Here is a 16,398-nt window from a genome sequence, read left to right as displayed (position 1 = left end):
AGGATAGTCCCCGGCAGGTGGCTACGCCGCGTGGGGTGGTCGGGTAGCCTGCACGGCCCCGACGCACCGGGCCCTCGGCCGCCGGCCGCTACAGCGGGCCGAGCAGCAGCCGGTAGTGCTCGCCGAAGATCCGGTCGCCGCGCCCGCGCAGCAGCGGGTCGCGCAGCGCCGGCGGCACGTCCCGGGTCCGGTTGCGGTCCCGGGTCCGGTCCCGCACCCATCGCGTACGCGGGCGACGACGACTCTCGTACGCCGCCAGGGCCGCCTCGACGTCGCCTCCGGTCGCGTGGAGGGAGTCGGCGAGCACCACGGCGTCCTCCAGCGCCATCGCGGCGCCCTGGGACAGCGTCGGTGCGGTGGCGTGCGCGGCGTCCCCGACGAGCAGCACCCGTCCCCGGGACCAGCAGCCCAGCTCCACCTCCTCGGTGACCGCGACGTGCACCCGGTCCAGCGCCTCCAGCACGGCGGGCACCGGTCCGCCGTAGTCGCCGAAGAGCTCGCGCAGCCGGGCCGTCGGGTCGGCCGGCGCGACGGTGCCGGCCTCGTCGGCGTAGCAGTGCAGCCGTCCGGCGCCGATCGGCACGACCAGGAAGCCGGCGCGCTGGCCGAGCAGGGCGGTCCACTCGGCAACCGGGGGCCCGTCGCGCACCACGCTGCGGTAGACGACCTGGCCGGCGGGTCGGGGCGGACCGCCGAGCGCGGCCAGGGCCCGGATCGAGGAGCGCGGCCCGTCGGCGCCGACGACGAGGTCGTACTCGGCGGCGGTGCCGTCGACGAAGGTGACGCCGACGGAGTGCGGCAGCAGGTCGACGGCGCGCACCTCGGTGCCGTGCCGCACGGCGCCGCCAGCGCCGGTGAGCAGCACCCGGTGCAGTTCCGTCCGGGGCAGCGCCCGGCACTCGCCGACCCCGGACCAGAGCGCGTCGAGATCCACCTCGCACAGCGGCGCCCCGGCCGCGTCGAGGAACCGCTGCCGGTGGATGACGTGCCCGAGCGGGCGTACGGGCCCGTCGAGGTCGAGGCGGCACAGCGCCCGGGCCGCGTTGCCGGGTAGGTAGAGACCGGTCTCGGCGTTCTCGCCCGGGGGCAGCCTCTCGGTGACGTCGGGGCGGAAGCCCGCCATCCGCAGCGCCCGGGCCACGGCCAGACCGGCGATGCCCGCGCCGACGACGAGGATGCGCAGGGGAGAGCCACCCATGGTGGTGTACGCCTCCGGAGGGGTTCGGCACGCGTTGGAGGCAAGACACTACTCGGCGCAATCGGCACACACCAGAGTCAATCGTCCCAGGCGAAACACTCCTCGGCGCCCGCCGCGCCCGCTTCGGAGGACGACCTGCCGCCGAGCGACTCGGGCGTGACAAACCTCACTTACCTCTCCAATACCCCAGGCCCGTTGCGCTGCGGTTTCAGAGATGTAAATGTGTCGAAGGGTTGTGGGAGCGCTCCCGCGCCCGCCGACCGACTCCGTCCGGCGTTCCGCGCCGAAGCCGAAGGAGCATCATGAAACGTCCACTCCGGGCCCTCGCGGCAGCCGCGCTGCTCGCCGCCGGCTCGATCGTCGCCGTGGCCCTCGGCGGCACCGCCAGCGCCGACACGCAGATCTGCGAGCAGTACGGCTCCACCACCATCCAGGGCCGCTACGTGGTGCAGAACAACCGCTGGGGCACCACCGCCCAGCAGTGCATCAACGTCACCGGCAGCGGCTTCGAGATCACCACCCAGAACGGCAGCAACCCGACCAACGGCGCGCCGACCGCGTACCCGTCGATCTTCCTCGGCTGCCACTACACCAACTGCTCCCCGGGCACCAACCTGCCGATCCAGGTCAGCCAGATCAGCAGCGCCACCAGCAACATCGCCTACCGGTACGTCAGCAACGCGATCTACAACGCCTCGTACGACATCTGGCTGGACCCGTCGCCGAAGCGCGACGGGGTGAACCAGATGGAGATCATGATCTGGCTCAACCGGCAGGGGCCGATCCAGCCCATCGGCTCCCCGGTCGGCACCGCCACCATCGACGGGCGGAGCTGGGAGGTCTGGCGCGGCAGCAACGGCTCCAACAACGTCATCTCCTACCTGGCGCCGTCGGCGATCAGCAGCGCGAACCTCAACCTGCTGGCGTTCATCAACGACACCCGCAACCGGGGCGCGATCACCAACTCCTGGTACCTGACCAGCATCCAGGCCGGCTTCGAGCCGTGGCAGGGCGGCGCCGGCCTCGCGGTGACCTCGTTCTCGGCGGCGGTCAACGGTGGCGGCAACCCGCCGCCCACGACCGCGCCGCCCACCACGCCCCCGCCGAGCACTCCCCCGCCGGGCGGCGCCGGGTGCGCGGTGAAGTACACGCCGAACTCGTGGAGCAACGGCTTCACCGCCGACGTGCAGATCACCAACACCGGGTCGAGCCCGATCAACGGCTGGACGCTGGCCTACAACCTGCCCGCCGGGCAGCAGATCACCAGCTCGTGGAACGCCACGGTGAGCCAGAGCGGTTCGGCGGTGACCGCGCGGAACATCAGCTGGAACGGTTCGCTCGCCCCGGGCGGCACGGCCAGCTTCGGCTACCAGGGCACGCTGAGCGGCGCGTACGCGTCCCCGACCAGCTTCACCCTCAACGGGGTCACCTGCTCACGCGCCTGAGGACGCACCGACACGGTGCGGGGGCGCAGCCTTGCGGCTACGCCCCCGCACCGTTACGAACGCCTACGTCCCCGGAGTGCCGGGGCAACAGCATCACCATTGCCCCGGCCGCCCGTTCGGAACCAGCTATGAATCGCCACCTCTGCGATGCACGACGCTCGACAGCTGCTTCATGAAGGAGCCCAGCCTGTCCGACATGTCGTCCGGCACCGTCTCCACCTTCGCACCAGCGGCGACATGCTCACCGAACGCAAAGAGAGCCTCCCACAGCCACGAGGCCGTCACTCCTGGAACAGCGGGTTCACCGCCGACGTGCAGATCACCAACACCTCGTCGAGCACTATCAACGGCTGGACGCTGGCCTACTCCCTGCTCTCCGGGCAGCGGGTCACCAACTCCTGGAACGCCACGGTGAGCCAGAGCGGCCAGGCGGTGACGGCGCGCAACATCAGTTGGAACGGCACGCTCAGCCCCGGCGGCACGGCGAGCTTCGGCTACCAGGGGACGCTGAGCGGCGCGTACTCCTCGCCGACCAGCTTCACCCTCAACGGCGTGGCCTGCTCCCGGTCCTGACAGCGTGATCGAGAGGGCGTGACCGGCCGCCGGTCACGCCCCCTCGCCCGTTCCCCGGTCCACCGCACGTTTCAGCACGGCGGTCGCCTCCCGGAAGGCCGCGATCAGCCTCGATCTCTCCCGGCCGACCATCGCCACCCGTCCGCCCGCCGCCCGGTGCGCCTTCTGGAAGTCGATCCACGCCTCGTACGTGGTCCGGACGGCCTCGCCGGTCTCCCGCCCCACCTCGAACCGCCGACGTAGCGGCAGGGGCGGATCAAGGCGGCCCATCCACAACTCGAGCCGGGCCTCCGCCGCGAGGAACTCCGCCGCGACCTCCACGATGTCGTTACCGGCGATGTTGCTGCCGATCACCTGGACACCGAGGTTCAGCGCAGGTGAGACAGTCGGAGCATGCAGATCGTCGGGAGCCTCCCACTTCGGAGGCTGATCCTTGAGCCACTCCCAACCCTCTGACGGCACGCCCACCCCTCCCGCCCACGAGCAGCACCCGTGGGGTGATCTCTAGCGTCTATCCGTCCGGGCCAACCCGGCGGGCTTTCGAGCAGAAAGAGGGAGACGTGGACTCGGCCACGTCTCCCTCTTTCACTTGCCGCTTATCTAATTATTCAAGGCACTCAGACAGGTGCTATTCGGTCAGCTCTTTGGCGGGAACACCACTCCGGCGCCCCGCACGACGGACCGGAATCAGATTCCTCCCGAGAAGTCCGTACCCGAAGATGCATCCTGTGCTGTGCGCTCGTTACCGCCACCACCCTTGCCGCGAATGGTGCCCTTTTTGCCACGACGCTCGCTCGACATCTGTCGTATGGCACGTCGAGCAGCCTCCCTACGAGCTTCAGGATCGTCCTCGACGCGGACTCTGCGCCTTCGTCTGAGAAGTAGCAGACCTCCCGCCAACGCCCCTCCGCACAGGAGCACAGCGAGCATCAGCCAGATCGACCTACCCACGACATCCTCGTTCGATCGACGACCGGGTCATCGTACTCGATGTCGACGCCACCTAGCGACCCCTGTTTTTCCACTTGGCCCAGACGCCGAGCACGAGAATAATAGCTCCGCCCACTGGATCCGTTTGACCCTTGACGTTTTTGATCGCATTCATCTCGGCGTTGATACCGCGGGCGATCGAGGTACGGGTGGTTTCTTGCGTGCGCAACTCATCCGCGAAGGTGATGCGCCGGTTTGCCTCCTCGGGAGCGCCCTCGTCAAGCCCCGGCGCCCCATCAGTTGCGGGCGCCCCGTCCGGACAGGTGCACTGCTGCGGTTCACGCAGGTCACCACTCGGCAGGCCAGTGGGGCCTCCGTGCACCGCACAAGACGAGTTGTGCACAAGGAGCGACTTCTCACCAGCGAGCACATAGTACGTGTGGATGTCGTCGACAGTCAGGTTGTGGACCTGTGCCGGCTCCGTCCACTGCCGGGTCGCGCTGATCTGCACGTGGGTACCGGCCGAGGTGCGCAGCCACTGACCAGCCTTCAGATCGGCGGCCTCAACCCACTCACGGAGTTCGGGCACCCAGAACGGGTGGTTACCAGTGGCGACGACAGTTCCGGTGGCGTCGCCCTCGTCGCCGTCGGGGTCGATGGTGACCTCGACCAGTGCTTGGTGCCCTGGCCGATGATGGTCGCCACCACCGGTTTGGTCGTCGTCTTGCCGGTCACCGGATCGGTCACCAGCACGACGTCACCGGTCTTGACGTCCTCGATCGGCTTGCGCGACCCGTCGGCCATCACCACCAACGTGCCCGGCACGAAGCTGTTCTTGCACTTGATGAATGCCTTCGCCTTGTCGACCAGATCGACGAGCAGGCCCTTGACGCGGCTGGCCAGCGCGGCGGCCTTCTCCCACTTCCATGGCGCGCCGTACCTGGCGGCCAGCTTGCCGAGCGCACCACCGAAGGCCGACGACACCACGTTGACCGCCGTGGCTATGCAGCCGTCCATGTCGCCCTTGAGGAAGCAGTCCAGGGCATCGGTGATGCCCAGCTCCTCCATCGCGATCTTCCCCAGGGCCTTGGCGATGTTGAGCATCCTCGCCTTGGCCTCGGCGATGCGGCGCTGCCGCTCCTTCTCCGCCGCCGCCCGTGCCGCCGCGGCCCGCTCCTCGGCCGACGCCCGCGGGTTGTTGTGCACGTTCTTCGTCGGCTCGTCCGGGTCGTACGCGCCCGAGCAACCACCGCAGCCGTCGTTGTGGCCCTTGACCTTGTGGTAGTTGCCGTACATGTCCTCGTAGTCGGCGCCCGGGCCGCAGACGTCGTCGGAGCACGCCTTCAGCCCGTCGGGGTCCGAGTACGAGATCGGGTTGTTGTTGGCGTACGCGTACCCGTTCATCTGCTGCGGGTCGTTGACGTCGATGATCGGGTCGACCGAGATGAACCGGCCGGCGATCGTGTCGTACTCGCGAGCGCCGATGTTCACCAGGCCCGTCGTCGAGTCGATGTTCCCGTTGACGAAGCCCTTCTCCGTCGGCCATTGACCCGGCGCCGGTGCCGTTCCCCGGCTCTCCCCGAATGGGGTGGTCCGCCGGTGCGTGATCGCGCCGGCCCCGTCGACGGTCGCCTGGCCGGTGCCGTGGTGGTCGCTCGCCACGTACCGGATGCCGTCGGTCTTGCGGACCAGCGTCCCGCCACCCGGCAGGCCGTAGTAGCGGGTCGCGTCGGTGACCCGGGTCTGATGGTTCAGCCGGATCTCCATGCCCGGCAGGTAGAGGGTGGTGGCGTTCGGCTCCTTGCGCAGTATCCGGGAGCCGTCGACGTCGTACGTGAAACTGGTCTTCTTGCCGGCGGCGTCGGTTACCGATTCGAGGTTGCCCTCCGCGTCCCAGACCAGGGTCTGGTCCTCGCCGGTCCTCGTCCGCTTCGTGGTGTTGCCGGCCGCGTCGTACTGGTAGGAGTGCAGCCGGTCACCCGCCGGGGTCGACTCCGTCATCTGGCTCAGCGTGTGCGGCTGCGCCTGGCCGGCGGCGGGGTAGGTGTAGGCGTGGTGGTACGGCGCGAGGCCGCCCACGCCGGTCACCGAGGGGCCGCCGGCGCAGGGGTCGGTCGCGGTGCTCGCCGACGTCCACGCCCGGTCCACGCGGCGCAGGTAGTCGTAGGTGAAGCACTGCGTGTCCTGCGTACCGGACGGGTTGTTCACGATCCGCTGGATGTTGCCGGACGCGTCGTAGGTGTAGCGGGCGTCGATGTCGACGATCGGGGCAGACTCGCGGTCCAGCCGCTGACGGGTGAGCCGCTTGGAGCCCTGCTCGTACTCGCCGGGAGGCGATTCTCGGCGCAATCCCCGGCTGTCGCTCGGGACACTTCTCCCCGCCCCGTCCACTCACACCGGAACAGCTGCCGGAATCCCCCACGACAGGGTGCGCCACGGTCCCCGGAATGGCACCGCGACCATGGCACGGTCGCACTCCCGCGGGCCGCGGAGAACGACGAACCGACAGGTCGGAGCCGAAGTGAGGCGGACGGCACCGGCCACCGTGGAAGCTACGGTGATCGCCGTCGGCCACGCCCACGCGACCCGGGCCGGAGGGCGACCGCCCCTCGGCACCTCGCCCCCTCATCAAGACGTGCGTACGGCGGCTCCCCGTCCCCCGGGAGCCGCCGTACGCGAGGGGTGGTCGGCCCGTCAGACCCGGGTGAGCCGGACGGCGTCGGCGATGACGAGGCCGGCGGCGGAGCTCCACCGGCTGACCGCGACCCGGTTGGCGTCCCCGGCCGGCAGCGTGAACGTGCCGAGGGAGCGCCACTGCCCGCCGGTCGCCGCCTGGTTGACGATGACCGTCCGGTTGCCGGTGGTGGTGGCAACGATGTACGGCGTCGCCGTGTTGTAGCCGGAGACCGCCGGCCACCAGGCGTCGACCCGGTAGTTCGCGGTCGCCGGGACGTTGAACTTGTACCAGGCGGCGTCGCTGGCGGCGACGGGCTGGGCGAAGCGGTAGTCGGTCCCGTAGCGCTGGGCCGAGTACGCCGAGGTGCCCCAGCTGGCGCTGGCGGTGAAGCGTCCGGCGGTGGAGTTGTCCACCACGGAACTCCAGGTGTTGCCGCCGCCCGCCATCTTCGCGGCGACGTCGGCGCGCATCGTGTTCAGGTCGATGAAGGACGGGTCGATCTTGCCGCTGGTGCTCGTCTCGCGGTGGCCCCGGGCGTAGCTGGCGTCCTTGCCCAGCCGCTTGAGCACGGCGGCCGTGGCGGCGATCGACGCGTTGTACTGCGCCGCCGTCATCTCCTGGTTCACGCCGTTGTAGTCGATCTCCCACCCGATCATCAGGGTGTTGCCGTCGCCGGCGGGGATCGGCCCGCTGCCCCGGCTGACGCCCGCGTGGTTGCAGCGCCCGGCGGAGATGACGTGGAAGACACCGTGGTAGTCGACGAGGGCCTGGCAGAGCGGGCCGGGCAGGTCGGAGCGGCCGTTGATGCAGACGTTGAGCGCCGGGTGCGGGTTGCTGGCGCTGGAGGTGGCGGCGGTGTGGTGCCAGAGCACGCCGATCGGGTCGAACGAGCCCGCGCGCATGCGGTTGAGCCAGTCGCCCTCGACGACGACCTGGACGCCCGCTCCCCGCAGGACGTCCACCAGCCAGGGAATGGTGGCCATCAGGACTCCCCGAGCAGGTCGGCGAGGCACTCGGCCTTCGGCGCGGCGAGCGGCGCGGCGCTCGCCGTGGCGGGCTTGGCGGCTACGGCCACCGCGGTGGCCACCAGGGCCGACATGCCCAGCACCCCGCGTCGGGGGAGGCGGGCGGGTCGTGACGCGTTCATGGCGCTCCTTCAGACAAGGGCGGAGGGGTTCCGACTCATCGATGAACTGGTGACGCGCACGGTATATCGTCACGAGCATCTATGTCGATACCCTTCATCGCCCCTATTCAGGCTGAAGGAATTTGGCAAAGACGGACCCCGGACCGGGCCTTCGCTCCGGGTGCCGGAAGGGGTTCGTCAGGGGTTGCCGAGGGCGTCGATGTCGCGCATCTCCTCGGCGGTCAGCGAGAAGTGGAAGATGTCGGCGTTGACGCGGATCCGCTCCGGGGTCACCGACTTGGGGATGACCACGATCTCGTGGTCGACGTGCCAGCGGAGCACCACCTGGGCCGGGGAGACGTCGTGCGCGGCGGCGATGCGGGTCAGCACCGGATGGGCGAGGTCGCTGGTCTTGAACGGGCTGTAACCCTCCAGCATCACTCCCCGGTCCCGGTGCTCCTTGTGCCGCTGCCGGTCGTACAACGAGGGGCTCCACCGGATCTGGTTGACGGCCGGGTTCTCCTCGGTCGCCTGGATCAGCTCGTCGAGCTGGCCGGTGCCGTAGTTGCTCACCCCCACCGCGCGCGCGAGCCCCTCGTCCCGGGCGGCGAGCAGCTCGCGCCAGACGGGGATGTTGTCCGCCGGATTCTCCGGCGGCCAGTGGATCAGCCACAGGTCGACGTGGTCGGTGCCGAGCGCGGTCAGGCTGGCCTCGAGCGTCTCCCGCTCCCGTCCGACCCGGTCCGGCGGCAGCTTGGTGGTGACGAAGACGTCCTCGCGGCGCAGCCCGCTCTCCTGGACCGCCCGGCCGACCTCCTCCTCGTTGCCGTACATCGTGGCGGTGTCGACGTGGCGGTAGCCGGCGTCGAGCGCGGCGAGCACCGCGTCGTACCCGGCCTGGCCGGTGGCCTGCCAGGTGCCGAAGCCGAGCAGGGGCATCCGCCCCTCGCCCGGGAGCGCAACAGTGGGCTGGTCCTCGTGGTCCATGCCGCGGTCTACCCGTGATGACCCACGACATGCCCGGGCAACCGGACACCCGGGCGGCCGGCGGGTCGGCGCGGATTGCCGGAGAATGCGGATGTGGCTGACCCGCTGGAGGAGTACCGGCGCAGACGGGACGCGGCGCGCACCCCGGAGCCGGTGCCGAAGCGGCCCCCGGGGAGTAAGCGGCCCGCCGACGGCACGGCCCGGTTCGTCATCCAGCAGCACCACGCCCGGAGCCTGCACTGGGACCTACGCCTGGAGCACGAGGGGGTGCTGGCCTCCTGGGCGGTGCCGCGCGGGCTGCCCCGCGACACCGGCCGCAACCACCTCGCCGTGCACACCGAGGACCACCCGATGGAATACCTCGACTTCCACGGCGAGATCCCGGCCGGCGAGTACGGCGGCGGCCGGATGACCGTCCACGACCAGGGCACCTACCACTGCGAGAAGTGGCGCGACGACGAGGTGATCGTCGTGCTGGACGGCGAGCGCACCTCCGGGCGGTACGTCCTCTTCGCCACCGGCGGCAGGGGCGGGCGGGACTGGATGGTCCGGCGCACCGACCCGCCGCCCGAGGGCTGGACGAGCATGCCGGAGCTGGTCCGTCCGATGCACCCCACCCGGGCGGCGAAGCTGCCGGCGGACGAGCCGGAGTGGGGCTACGAGCTGCGCTGGGACGGGGTGCGCGCCGTCGCGTACGTCTCGGGTGGGCGGCTGCGGCTGCTCGCGGAGGACGACGAGGACGTCTCCGGGACGTACCCCTGGCTGCGAGAGCTGGCCGAGGAGCTGGCGCCCACGGAGGCCGTGCTGGACGGCGTCCTGGTGCGCATCGACCGGGCCGGCCGGGTGCGGCCGGCGCGCGGCGGACGCCGGACCCCCGACGCCCAGTACCTGATCTTCGATCTGCTCTGGATGGAGGGCGTGACCAGCCTCGACCTGCCGTACGCGCAGCGCCGGGAGCTGCTCGACGGCCTGGCGCTCGCCGGCCCGCACTGGCAGACTCCGCCGTGGTTCCCCGGTGCCGGCCGGGAGGCGCTGCGGACCGGGCGGGAGCAGGGGCTGCCCGGGGTGGTGGCGAAGCGCCTGGACTCGGTCTACGAGCCGGGCGGGCGCAGCCGGCGCTGGCTGAGCATCGACGCGAGCCGAGACACGAGCTGAGACGGCGAGGAGCATCGTGTACCTGACGCACCTGGAGTGCCCGCGCTGCGGGCGGGAGCACGACGCCGCCAAGCTGACCAACCTCTGCGACTGCGGGTCCCCGCTGCTGGCCCGCTACGACCTGGCGGCGGTGGCGAAGGTGCTCACCCCGGAACGGTTCCCGCTGCGCCCGGCCGACCTGTGGCGCTACCGCGAGCTGCTGCCGGTGGCCGACCCCCGGCACGAGACCACGCTGGGCGAGGGCTGGACGCCGCTGCTGCGCACCCCGACCTACGGCGCGGAGATCGGCATCGCGGACCTGCTGGTCAAGGACGAGGGGTTGACCCCCACCGGCTCGTTCAAGGCGCGCGGCGCGGCGGTGGGCGTCAGCCGGGCCCGCGAGCTGGGCGTGACGCGCATCGCCATGCCCACCAACGGCAACGCGGGCGCGGCCTGGGCCACCTACGCCGCGCGGGCCGGGCTGGGCGCGACCATCGTCATGCCGCTGGACGCGCCGGCCATCTGCCGGCGCGAGTGCGTGGCCGCCGGGGCCGACCTACGCCTGGTCGACGGGCTGATCGGCGACGCCGGACGGCACGTCGCGGGGCTGGTCGCCGACTCCGGCGGCGCGATCTTCGACGCCGGCACGCTGCGGGAGCCGTACCGGCTCGAAGGCAAGAAGACGATGGGGTACGAGATCGTCGAGCAGCTCGGCTGGCAGGTGCCGGACGTGATCATCTATCCCACTGGCGGCGGGGTCGGCCTGATCGGCATCCACAAGGCGCTGCACGAGCTGCGCGAGCTGGGCTGGATCGAGGACAAGCTGCCCCGCCTGGTCGCGGTGCAGTCGACGGGCTGCGCGCCGATCGTCCGCGCCTTCGCCGCCGGTGAGCAGCGGGCGCGGCCCTGGGCCGACGCGCACACCGTGGCGTTCGGCATCACCGTGCCCGCCCCGCTCGGCGACGAGCTGATCCTCGACGCGCTGCGCGCCAGCGCCGGCACCGCGATCGCCGTGGACGACGCCGAGATCCTGGCCGACCTGCGGGACTTCGCCGCCCGCGAAGGGCTGCTGCTCTGCCCGGAGGGGGCCGCCTGCCTGACCGCCGCCCGGCACCTGCGCGCCGGCGGCTGGATCCGGGCCGGCGAACGCGTGGTGGTGCTCAACACCGGAGCCGGCGTGAAGTACCCGGAGACGGTGGACGTCACCGACGTGCCGGTGCTGCCGGCGTGACGTGTCAGGAAGGGACCTCTTCCGGTGGGGGCCCTTCCTGAGCCCGCGGTCAGTCCGTGGTGGGGTCGGTCAGCCGCCAGGCGGCGCTGACCAGGCCGATGTGCGACAGCGCCTGCGGGGTGTTGCCGAGCTGCGCGCCGGAGCGCGGGTCGATCTGCTCGCTGAACAGGCCGATGTCGTTGGCGTGCCCGAGCAGCCGCTCGAAGAGCGCCTCGGCCCGGCCCTGCTCACCGGCCAGGACCAGGCACTCCACCAACCAGAACGAGCAGGGCAGGAAGCCCGCCGGGTCGGTGTCCCAGCGGCGGAGGAGTCCGGCCCCGGCGCCCAGCCCGCGCTCGACCGCCTCGATGGTCGCGCGCATCCGCGGGTCGGTCGCCGGCAGGAACCCCACCAGCGGCAGCAGCAGCACCGAGGCGTCCAGCTCCGGCGAGCCGAACGCACCGCCGTACGCGCCGGTCCGCTCGTGCCAGCCGTCGCGCAGCACGGCGGTCCGGATCTCGTCGCGGATCCTCGCCCACCGCCGGGCGTCGGCCCGGTCGCCGAGCCGGGGCGCGAGCCGCACCGCCCGGTCCAGCGCCACCCAGCAGAGCACCTTCGACGTGAGGTAGTGCCGGTCGGTGTCCCGGGTCTCCCAGATGCCCCGGTCGGGCAGGTGCCAGGTGGCGGCGACCTGCTCGGCCAGGCCGAGCACCATCTCGCGCAGCTCGGTGTCGAGCGTCTCCCCCAGGTGGTCGCGCAGCCGCCAGACCGCCGAGAGCACCTCGCCCGGCACGTCGAGCTGGCGCTGCCGCCAGGCGTCGTTGCCGACCCGCACCGGCAGGCTGCCGCCGTAGCCGCGCAGGTGGGCGCACTCGTGCTCGGAGACGTCCCGCTCCCCCTCCAGGCCGAAGAGCACGGGCACGGGGTCGGGGCCGACCCGGCCGATCGAGCGGGCCGCCCAGGCGAAGAGCCGGGACGCCTCGGACGGGCAGGCGGCCACCCAGAGGGCGCGCAGCGTCATGGCGAAGTCGCGCAGCCACGAGTAGCGGTAGTCGTAGTTGCGGCCGCCGCCGATCCGCTCCGGCAGCGACGTGGTCAGGGCCGCGGCCACCGCGCCGCTGCGGGCGTACGTGAGGCCGGTGAGCACGGTCGCGCTGTGCCGGACCTGCTCCCGGTAGCGGCCGTCGTAGTGGTGCGACTCGCGGTAGGCCTGCCAGGCCTGCACCGTCTCGGCGAGCGCGGCCACCGGCTCCAGCCGGACCGGCACCGTCCCGTACGCCTGCCCGTACGCCACGTCGAAGCCGACCACCTGCCCGGCGGAGACCTCGAACTCCTGCCGGACCCGGTCCCGGTCGACGTGCGGCGGCACCCCGCCGGTGTGCAGGGCCAGCACCACCGGACCGGCTGCGGCCAGCACCCCGCCGTCGGGCTGCCCGTGCAGGTACGGGGTGAGCAGGCCGTACTCCGGGCGGGGGCGGAAGTCGAGCGACATCCGCACCCGCCCGGCCAGTCCCTCCACGACCCGTAGCAGCACCGCCGGGGAGTTCATCCCCAGTTGGTGGCCACGGGCGCCGAGCTCGGCGGCGAGCGCGTCGGTGACCGCGACGCTCCCCTCCGGCGTGTGGTGCACGGTGCGCAGCACCAGCGTGTCGGCCACGTACGCCCGCTCCACCCGGTGCCCGGGAAGCCCGGCGGCGGTGGGCGCCAGCCGGAAGTGCCCGGCCTCCGTGTCGAGCAGGCGGCCGAAGACCGACGGGGAGTCGAACCGGTCCGGACACCACCAGTCGATCGAGCCGTCCCGACCGACCAGGGCACCCGAACGGCAGTCGGAGAGGAACCCGTAGTCGGAGATCGCCAGTTGGTCCACCCGCTGCGGGTACCCCGTTCCGGCCGCCTCAGGCGGCACCGACGGTCAGGAGGTGGGCGGCTCGTCCTCGCCGGCGGCCTCGGCGGCGTCGGCCTCCTCCTTGGTCCGGTGCACCGCCTGGTCGGCGTGCTCGGGCGGGCCGTAGACCGTGTAGAGCACCAGCGGGTTGGGGCCGGTGTTGACGAAGTTGTGCTTCGTGCCGGCCGGCACCACCACCAGGTCGCCCTGCACGACCTCGCGCTTCTCCCCCGCCACCTGCGCCTCGCCCGTACCGCTGACGAAGGTCAGGATCTGGTCGATGTCCTCGTGGACCTCCTCGCCGATCTCACCACCCGGCGGAATCGTCATGATCACCAGCTGGGTGTGCTCACCGGTCCACAGCACCCGCCGGAAGTCCGGGCTCTTCTCGGCGACGGTCGCGATAGTGAAATGCTCCATGCCGACGCACATACCCGCTGCGGCCCGACGCCACGCCGGGACTCGCAGATGGTGGAATTCGCCACTCCTCGGGGGTTTCGATCCCTGATGGACGGGGATCGAGGGAGTAGCCGGCGCACGGTGGCCGGTCGAGCCAGGTCCCCGCTGGCGTACCGCCGTACGGCTGCGGTGGTGGGAGACGGCCAGAGCGCGGCGACGTTCCGATCCTCGGGATCCGAACGGCGCCGCGCGCTCGTGTCCGGTTCAGTCGTCGTCCTCGACCGACACCGGCTCCAGCCCCACGCAGCGCAGCTTCAGCTCGAACTCCCCGGACGGGCCGGCGAAGGCGACCTCCACGTCGTCGTCCGGCCCCGGCTCCGCGTCCGAGACCCGGTAGCCCGGCGCGGGCGTCCAGGAGACCAGCCGTACCCCGCCCGGCCCGCACTCGACCACCGCGCTGCCACCCGTCGTGGCGAAGGCCCGACGTGCTCCCGCCGGGGTCGAGCCCGTCGCTCCCGGCGACGGCGGCCCGCCGGTCCCGCCCGCCGTCGGGGACGACGGGCCGCCGGCCCCGGGGACGGTGGGCCCGGGCGAGGCCAGGGCCCGCTCGATCTCCTCCTGGCTGAGCACCCCGCCCGGGGTGCCGGCGATGCTCTCCCCCACCCACCGGATCGCGGCCACCCCGATCAGGGTGGCGAGGGCGGCGGTGGCCAGCCACCCGGCGACGGCGAGGAACGAACGGCGGCGCATGCCCCGAGTCTGACCGATCCGAGGTTGGGACGGGCACCGGACGAGGCTAAGGGAGGGTTAACGTCCGGGCCGGCGCGCCGCGTGGCGGCTAGCCTGCCACCTGTGGCCCGCCTGCTGCTCATCGAGGACGACCTGACGATCCGCACGCCGCTGCTGCGGGCACTGCGCGAGCGGGGGCACGCGGTGGCCGCCGCCTCGACGGCGATGACCGGCCTGCGCGACGCGCTGGACGACCGGCCCGACCTGGTGGTGCTCGACCTGGGACTACCCGATCTGGACGGCCGCGAGCTGCTGCGGATGCTCCGCGCGGTCAGCGCCGTGCCGGTGATCGTCGCCACCGCCCGCGACGACGAGACCGAGATCGTCGGAGTGCTCGACGCCGGGGCGGACGACTACGTGGTGAAGCCGTTCACGGCCGCGCAGCTCGACGCGCGGATCCGGGCGGTGCTCCGGCGCGGGAGCGGGTCCGCCCCGGAGGAGGACCCGGCACTGGTGGTGGGCGGGCTGCGGGTCGACCCGCGGTCGCGGCAGGTCACCCTGGACGGTGCGCCAGTCGAGCTGACCCCGCGCGAGTTCGACCTGCTGCACCACCTCGCGGGCCGGCCCGGCCAGGTGGTCACCAAGCGGGAGCTGCTCGCCGAGGTGTGGCGGGTCCCGTACGGCGGCGCCGACAAGACCGTGGACGTGCACCTGTCCTGGCTGCGACGCAAGCTCGGGGAGAGCGCGCAGGCGCCCCGCTACCTGCACACCGTCCGGGGCGTCGGGGTCCGGCTCGAAGCGCCGGGGAGCGCCGGATGAGGGCCCGGCTGGCGCTGCTGGTCGCCGCGGTCAGCGTGCTCACCCTGGTCGCCTTCCTGGTGCCGCTGGCGCTGCTGGTGCGTACGGTCGCGGCGGACCGGGCCACCGTGCGGGCCACGGCCGACGCGCAGAGCCTCGTCACCGTCGTCGGTACCGCCGACACCGCGACGATCCGGCTGACCGTCGACCAACTGGCCACGGAGTCCGCGCGGCCGGTCACGGTGTTCCTGCCAGACGGCACCGTGCTCGGCGCCCCGGCCCCCCGTACGGCCGCCGTGGCGCTGGCGGAGCGGGGGCAGAGCCTCACCGCCGAGTCCGGGCGGGGGCGCGAGGTGGTGATCGCCGTGCAGGGCCGCCCGGACGGCACCGGCGTGATCCGCACGGTGGTACCGCCCGCCGAGCTGACCGCCGGGGTGACCCGGTCCTGGCTGGTCCTGGCCCTGCTCGGCGTGCTGCTGGTGCTGATCGGGCTGGCCGTCGCCGACCGGCTGGCCCGCACCCTGGTCCGGCCGATCGGTGAGCTCTCGGCGGTGTCGCACCGGCTGGCGAACGCGGAACTGGCCGCGCGCGTCACGCCCGCCGGGCCGCGGGAGCTGCGCGAGGTCGCCGGCGCCCTCAACCACCTCGCCGGCCGGATCCAGGTGCTGCTGGTGCAGGAGCGGGAGGAGGTCGCGGACCTCTCGCACCGCCTGCGCACCCCGCTGACAGCGCTCCGCCTGGAGGCCGAGTCGCTGCGCGACCCGGAGGACGCCGCCCGGGTGACCGCGGCCGTGGACGGGCTGGAGCGGGCGGTCACGGGCCTGATCCGACAGGCCCGGTGGCGGGTGCCGACGGCCGGAGCGGCCAGCGCCGACGCGGCGGCCGTGGTGGCCGAGCGGGTGGCGTTCTGGTCGGTGCTGGCCGAGGACACCGGGCGGGCCGTGACGCTCGACCTGGCGCCTGGGCCGCTGCCGGTGGGCGTACCCGCCGACGAACTGGCGGCGGCGGTGGACGCCCTGCTCGGCAACGTCTTCGCGCACACCCCGGACGGCACCGCGTTCACCGTCCGGCTGACGGCAGAGGAGGCGGGCCGGGCGGCGCTGGTCGTGGCGGACGAGGGCCCGGGGATGCCGCCCGGCACGATCGGCCGGGGCGCGAGCACGGCCGGCTCGACCGGCCTGGGCCTGGACATCGCCCGCCGCGCCGCCCAGTCCAGCGGTGGCCGCCTCACCCTGCACGCCGCGCCCTCCGGGGGCGCCGAGGTGCGCCTCGAACTGGGCCCGCCCCCGTCCTGACCCGTCCTCCGG

The 16,398-nt window shown here is 72.5% G+C and carries 14 protein-coding genes and 1 pseudogene; 6 read left to right on the top strand and 9 right to left on the bottom strand.

Annotation, left to right across the window (positions count from 1 at the left end):
• Nucleotides 1-88: 88 nt before the first annotated feature.
• Complete coding sequence (locus tag ABZ573_RS05640) at nucleotides 89-1,198, bottom strand: FAD-dependent monooxygenase (RefSeq protein ID WP_358115866.1); 1,110 nt, start codon at nucleotides 1,196-1,198, stop codon at nucleotides 89-91.
• Between the two features lie 302 nt (nucleotides 1,199-1,500).
• Here ABZ573_RS05640 and ABZ573_RS05635 point away from each other — a divergent pair, with 302 nt between their 5' ends.
• Both ABZ573_RS05635 and ABZ573_RS05630 read left to right on the top strand, forming a co-directional pair.
• Nucleotides 1,501-2,643 carry a cellulose binding domain-containing protein gene (locus ABZ573_RS05635; RefSeq protein WP_358115863.1) on the top strand — a complete coding sequence of 381 codons (1,143 nt, stop codon included), beginning with the start codon at nucleotides 1,501-1,503 and terminating at the stop codon, nucleotides 2,641-2,643.
• A gap of 237 nt (nucleotides 2,644-2,880) precedes the next feature.
• A complete protein-coding gene (locus tag ABZ573_RS05630) occupies nucleotides 2,881-3,216 on the top strand; it encodes a cellulose-binding domain-containing protein (protein ID WP_327030638.1) in 336 nt (111 codons plus the stop codon).
• Between the two features lie 33 nt (nucleotides 3,217-3,249).
• On the opposite strand, the gene ABZ573_RS05625 is transcribed toward ABZ573_RS05630, so the two are convergent.
• The 5 genes and pseudogenes from ABZ573_RS05625 to ABZ573_RS05605 all read right to left on the bottom strand — a co-directional run bounded on the left by ABZ573_RS05625 (nucleotide 3,250) and on the right by ABZ573_RS05605 (nucleotide 8,936).
• Complete coding sequence (locus tag ABZ573_RS05625; RefSeq protein WP_327030637.1) at nucleotides 3,250-3,570, bottom strand: hypothetical protein; 321 nt, start codon at nucleotides 3,568-3,570, stop codon at nucleotides 3,250-3,252.
• Nucleotides 3,571-4,537: 967 nt separating this feature from the next.
• Nucleotides 4,538-6,471, bottom strand: a pseudogene (locus ABZ573_RS05620) (polymorphic toxin-type HINT domain-containing protein); the annotation flags it as partial.
• Nucleotides 6,472-6,840: 369 nt separating this feature from the next.
• On the bottom strand, nucleotides 6,841-7,806 hold the full coding sequence (locus tag ABZ573_RS05615) for an N-acetylmuramoyl-L-alanine amidase (RefSeq protein ID WP_151453612.1): 966 nt from the start codon (nucleotides 7,804-7,806) through the stop codon (nucleotides 6,841-6,843).
• On the bottom strand, nucleotides 7,806-7,970 hold the full coding sequence (locus ABZ573_RS05610) for a hypothetical protein (protein WP_165947736.1): 165 nt from the start codon (nucleotides 7,968-7,970) through the stop codon (nucleotides 7,806-7,808). Before ABZ573_RS05610 ends, ABZ573_RS05615 begins: the two co-directional genes overlap by 1 nt.
• Nucleotides 7,971-8,147: 177 nt before the next feature.
• A complete protein-coding gene (locus ABZ573_RS05605) occupies nucleotides 8,148-8,936 on the bottom strand; it encodes an aldo/keto reductase (protein ID WP_358115858.1) in 789 nt (262 codons plus the stop codon).
• Between the two features lie 93 nt (nucleotides 8,937-9,029).
• Between ABZ573_RS05605 and ABZ573_RS05600 the strand changes: the two genes are divergently transcribed.
• Together ABZ573_RS05600 and ABZ573_RS05595 are read left to right on the top strand one after the other, a co-directional pair.
• Entirely contained in the window at nucleotides 9,030-10,091 is a 1,062-nt protein-coding gene (locus ABZ573_RS05600; protein ID WP_358115855.1) for a DNA polymerase ligase N-terminal domain-containing protein, read from the top strand.
• Between the two features lie 16 nt (nucleotides 10,092-10,107).
• Nucleotides 10,108-11,301 carry a threonine synthase gene (locus tag ABZ573_RS05595; RefSeq protein WP_327030635.1) on the top strand — a complete coding sequence of 398 codons (1,194 nt, stop codon included), beginning with the start codon at nucleotides 10,108-10,110 and terminating at the stop codon, nucleotides 11,299-11,301.
• Between the two features lie 49 nt (nucleotides 11,302-11,350).
• On the opposite strand, the gene ABZ573_RS05590 is transcribed toward ABZ573_RS05595, so the two are convergent.
• The 3 genes from ABZ573_RS05590 to ABZ573_RS05580 all read right to left on the bottom strand — a co-directional run bounded on the left by ABZ573_RS05590 (nucleotide 11,351) and on the right by ABZ573_RS05580 (nucleotide 14,314).
• Nucleotides 11,351-13,147 carry a glycoside hydrolase family 15 protein gene (locus ABZ573_RS05590; protein ID WP_358115851.1) on the bottom strand — a complete coding sequence of 599 codons (1,797 nt, stop codon included), beginning with the start codon at nucleotides 13,145-13,147 and terminating at the stop codon, nucleotides 11,351-11,353.
• Between the two features lie 45 nt (nucleotides 13,148-13,192).
• Nucleotides 13,193-13,585, bottom strand: coding sequence for a cupin domain-containing protein (locus tag ABZ573_RS05585; protein WP_121399025.1), 393 nt, complete (start codon nucleotides 13,583-13,585; stop codon nucleotides 13,193-13,195).
• 243 nt (nucleotides 13,586-13,828) lie between these two features.
• The gene (locus ABZ573_RS05580) at nucleotides 13,829-14,314 is read right to left on the bottom strand and encodes a septum formation initiator (RefSeq protein ID WP_327030632.1); all 486 of its coding nucleotides are present in this window, start codon (nucleotides 14,312-14,314) and stop codon (nucleotides 13,829-13,831) included.
• 102 nt (nucleotides 14,315-14,416) lie between these two features.
• On the opposite strand from ABZ573_RS05580, the gene ABZ573_RS05575 reads away from it, so the two are divergent.
• Both ABZ573_RS05575 and ABZ573_RS05570 read left to right on the top strand, forming a co-directional pair.
• Complete coding sequence (locus tag ABZ573_RS05575; RefSeq protein ID WP_151453606.1) at nucleotides 14,417-15,112, top strand: response regulator transcription factor; 696 nt, start codon at nucleotides 14,417-14,419, stop codon at nucleotides 15,110-15,112.
• Complete coding sequence (locus ABZ573_RS05570; RefSeq protein WP_151453605.1) at nucleotides 15,109-16,386, top strand: HAMP domain-containing sensor histidine kinase; 1,278 nt, start codon at nucleotides 15,109-15,111, stop codon at nucleotides 16,384-16,386. The genes ABZ573_RS05575 and ABZ573_RS05570 overlap by 4 nt, the downstream gene beginning before the upstream one ends.
• The last annotated feature ends 12 nt before the right edge of the window (nucleotides 16,387-16,398 follow it).

Source organism: Micromonospora sp. NPDC007220, from assembly GCF_040634035.1.
GTDB lineage: Bacteria > Actinomycetota > Actinomycetes > Mycobacteriales > Micromonosporaceae > Micromonospora > Micromonospora reichwaldensis.
This window is presented reverse-complemented; position numbering and strand designations above follow the sequence as displayed.

Coding starts and splice junctions, on each gene's coding strand:
- ABZ573_RS05630 (WP_327030638.1), top strand. CDS start 2,881: ATGCTCACCGAACGCAAAGAGAGCCTCCCACAGCCACGAGGCCGTCAC.
- ABZ573_RS05635 (WP_358115863.1), top strand. CDS start 1,501: ATGAAACGTCCACTCCGGGCCCTCGCGGCAGCCGCGCTGCTCGCCGCC.
- ABZ573_RS05640 (WP_358115866.1), bottom strand. CDS start 1,198: ATGGGTGGCTCTCCCCTGCGCATCCTCGTCGTCGGCGCGGGCATCGCC.
- ABZ573_RS05570 (WP_151453605.1), top strand. CDS start 15,109: ATGAGGGCCCGGCTGGCGCTGCTGGTCGCCGCGGTCAGCGTGCTCACC.
- ABZ573_RS05610 (WP_165947736.1), bottom strand. CDS start 7,970: ATGAACGCGTCACGACCCGCCCGCCTCCCCCGACGCGGGGTGCTGGGC.
- ABZ573_RS05585 (WP_121399025.1), bottom strand. CDS start 13,585: ATGGAGCATTTCACTATCGCGACCGTCGCCGAGAAGAGCCCGGACTTC.
- ABZ573_RS05605 (WP_358115858.1), bottom strand. CDS start 8,936: ATGGACCACGAGGACCAGCCCACTGTTGCGCTCCCGGGCGAGGGGCGG.
- ABZ573_RS05580 (WP_327030632.1), bottom strand. CDS start 14,314: ATGCGCCGCCGTTCGTTCCTCGCCGTCGCCGGGTGGCTGGCCACCGCC.
- ABZ573_RS05615 (WP_151453612.1), bottom strand. CDS start 7,806: ATGGCCACCATTCCCTGGCTGGTGGACGTCCTGCGGGGAGCGGGCGTC.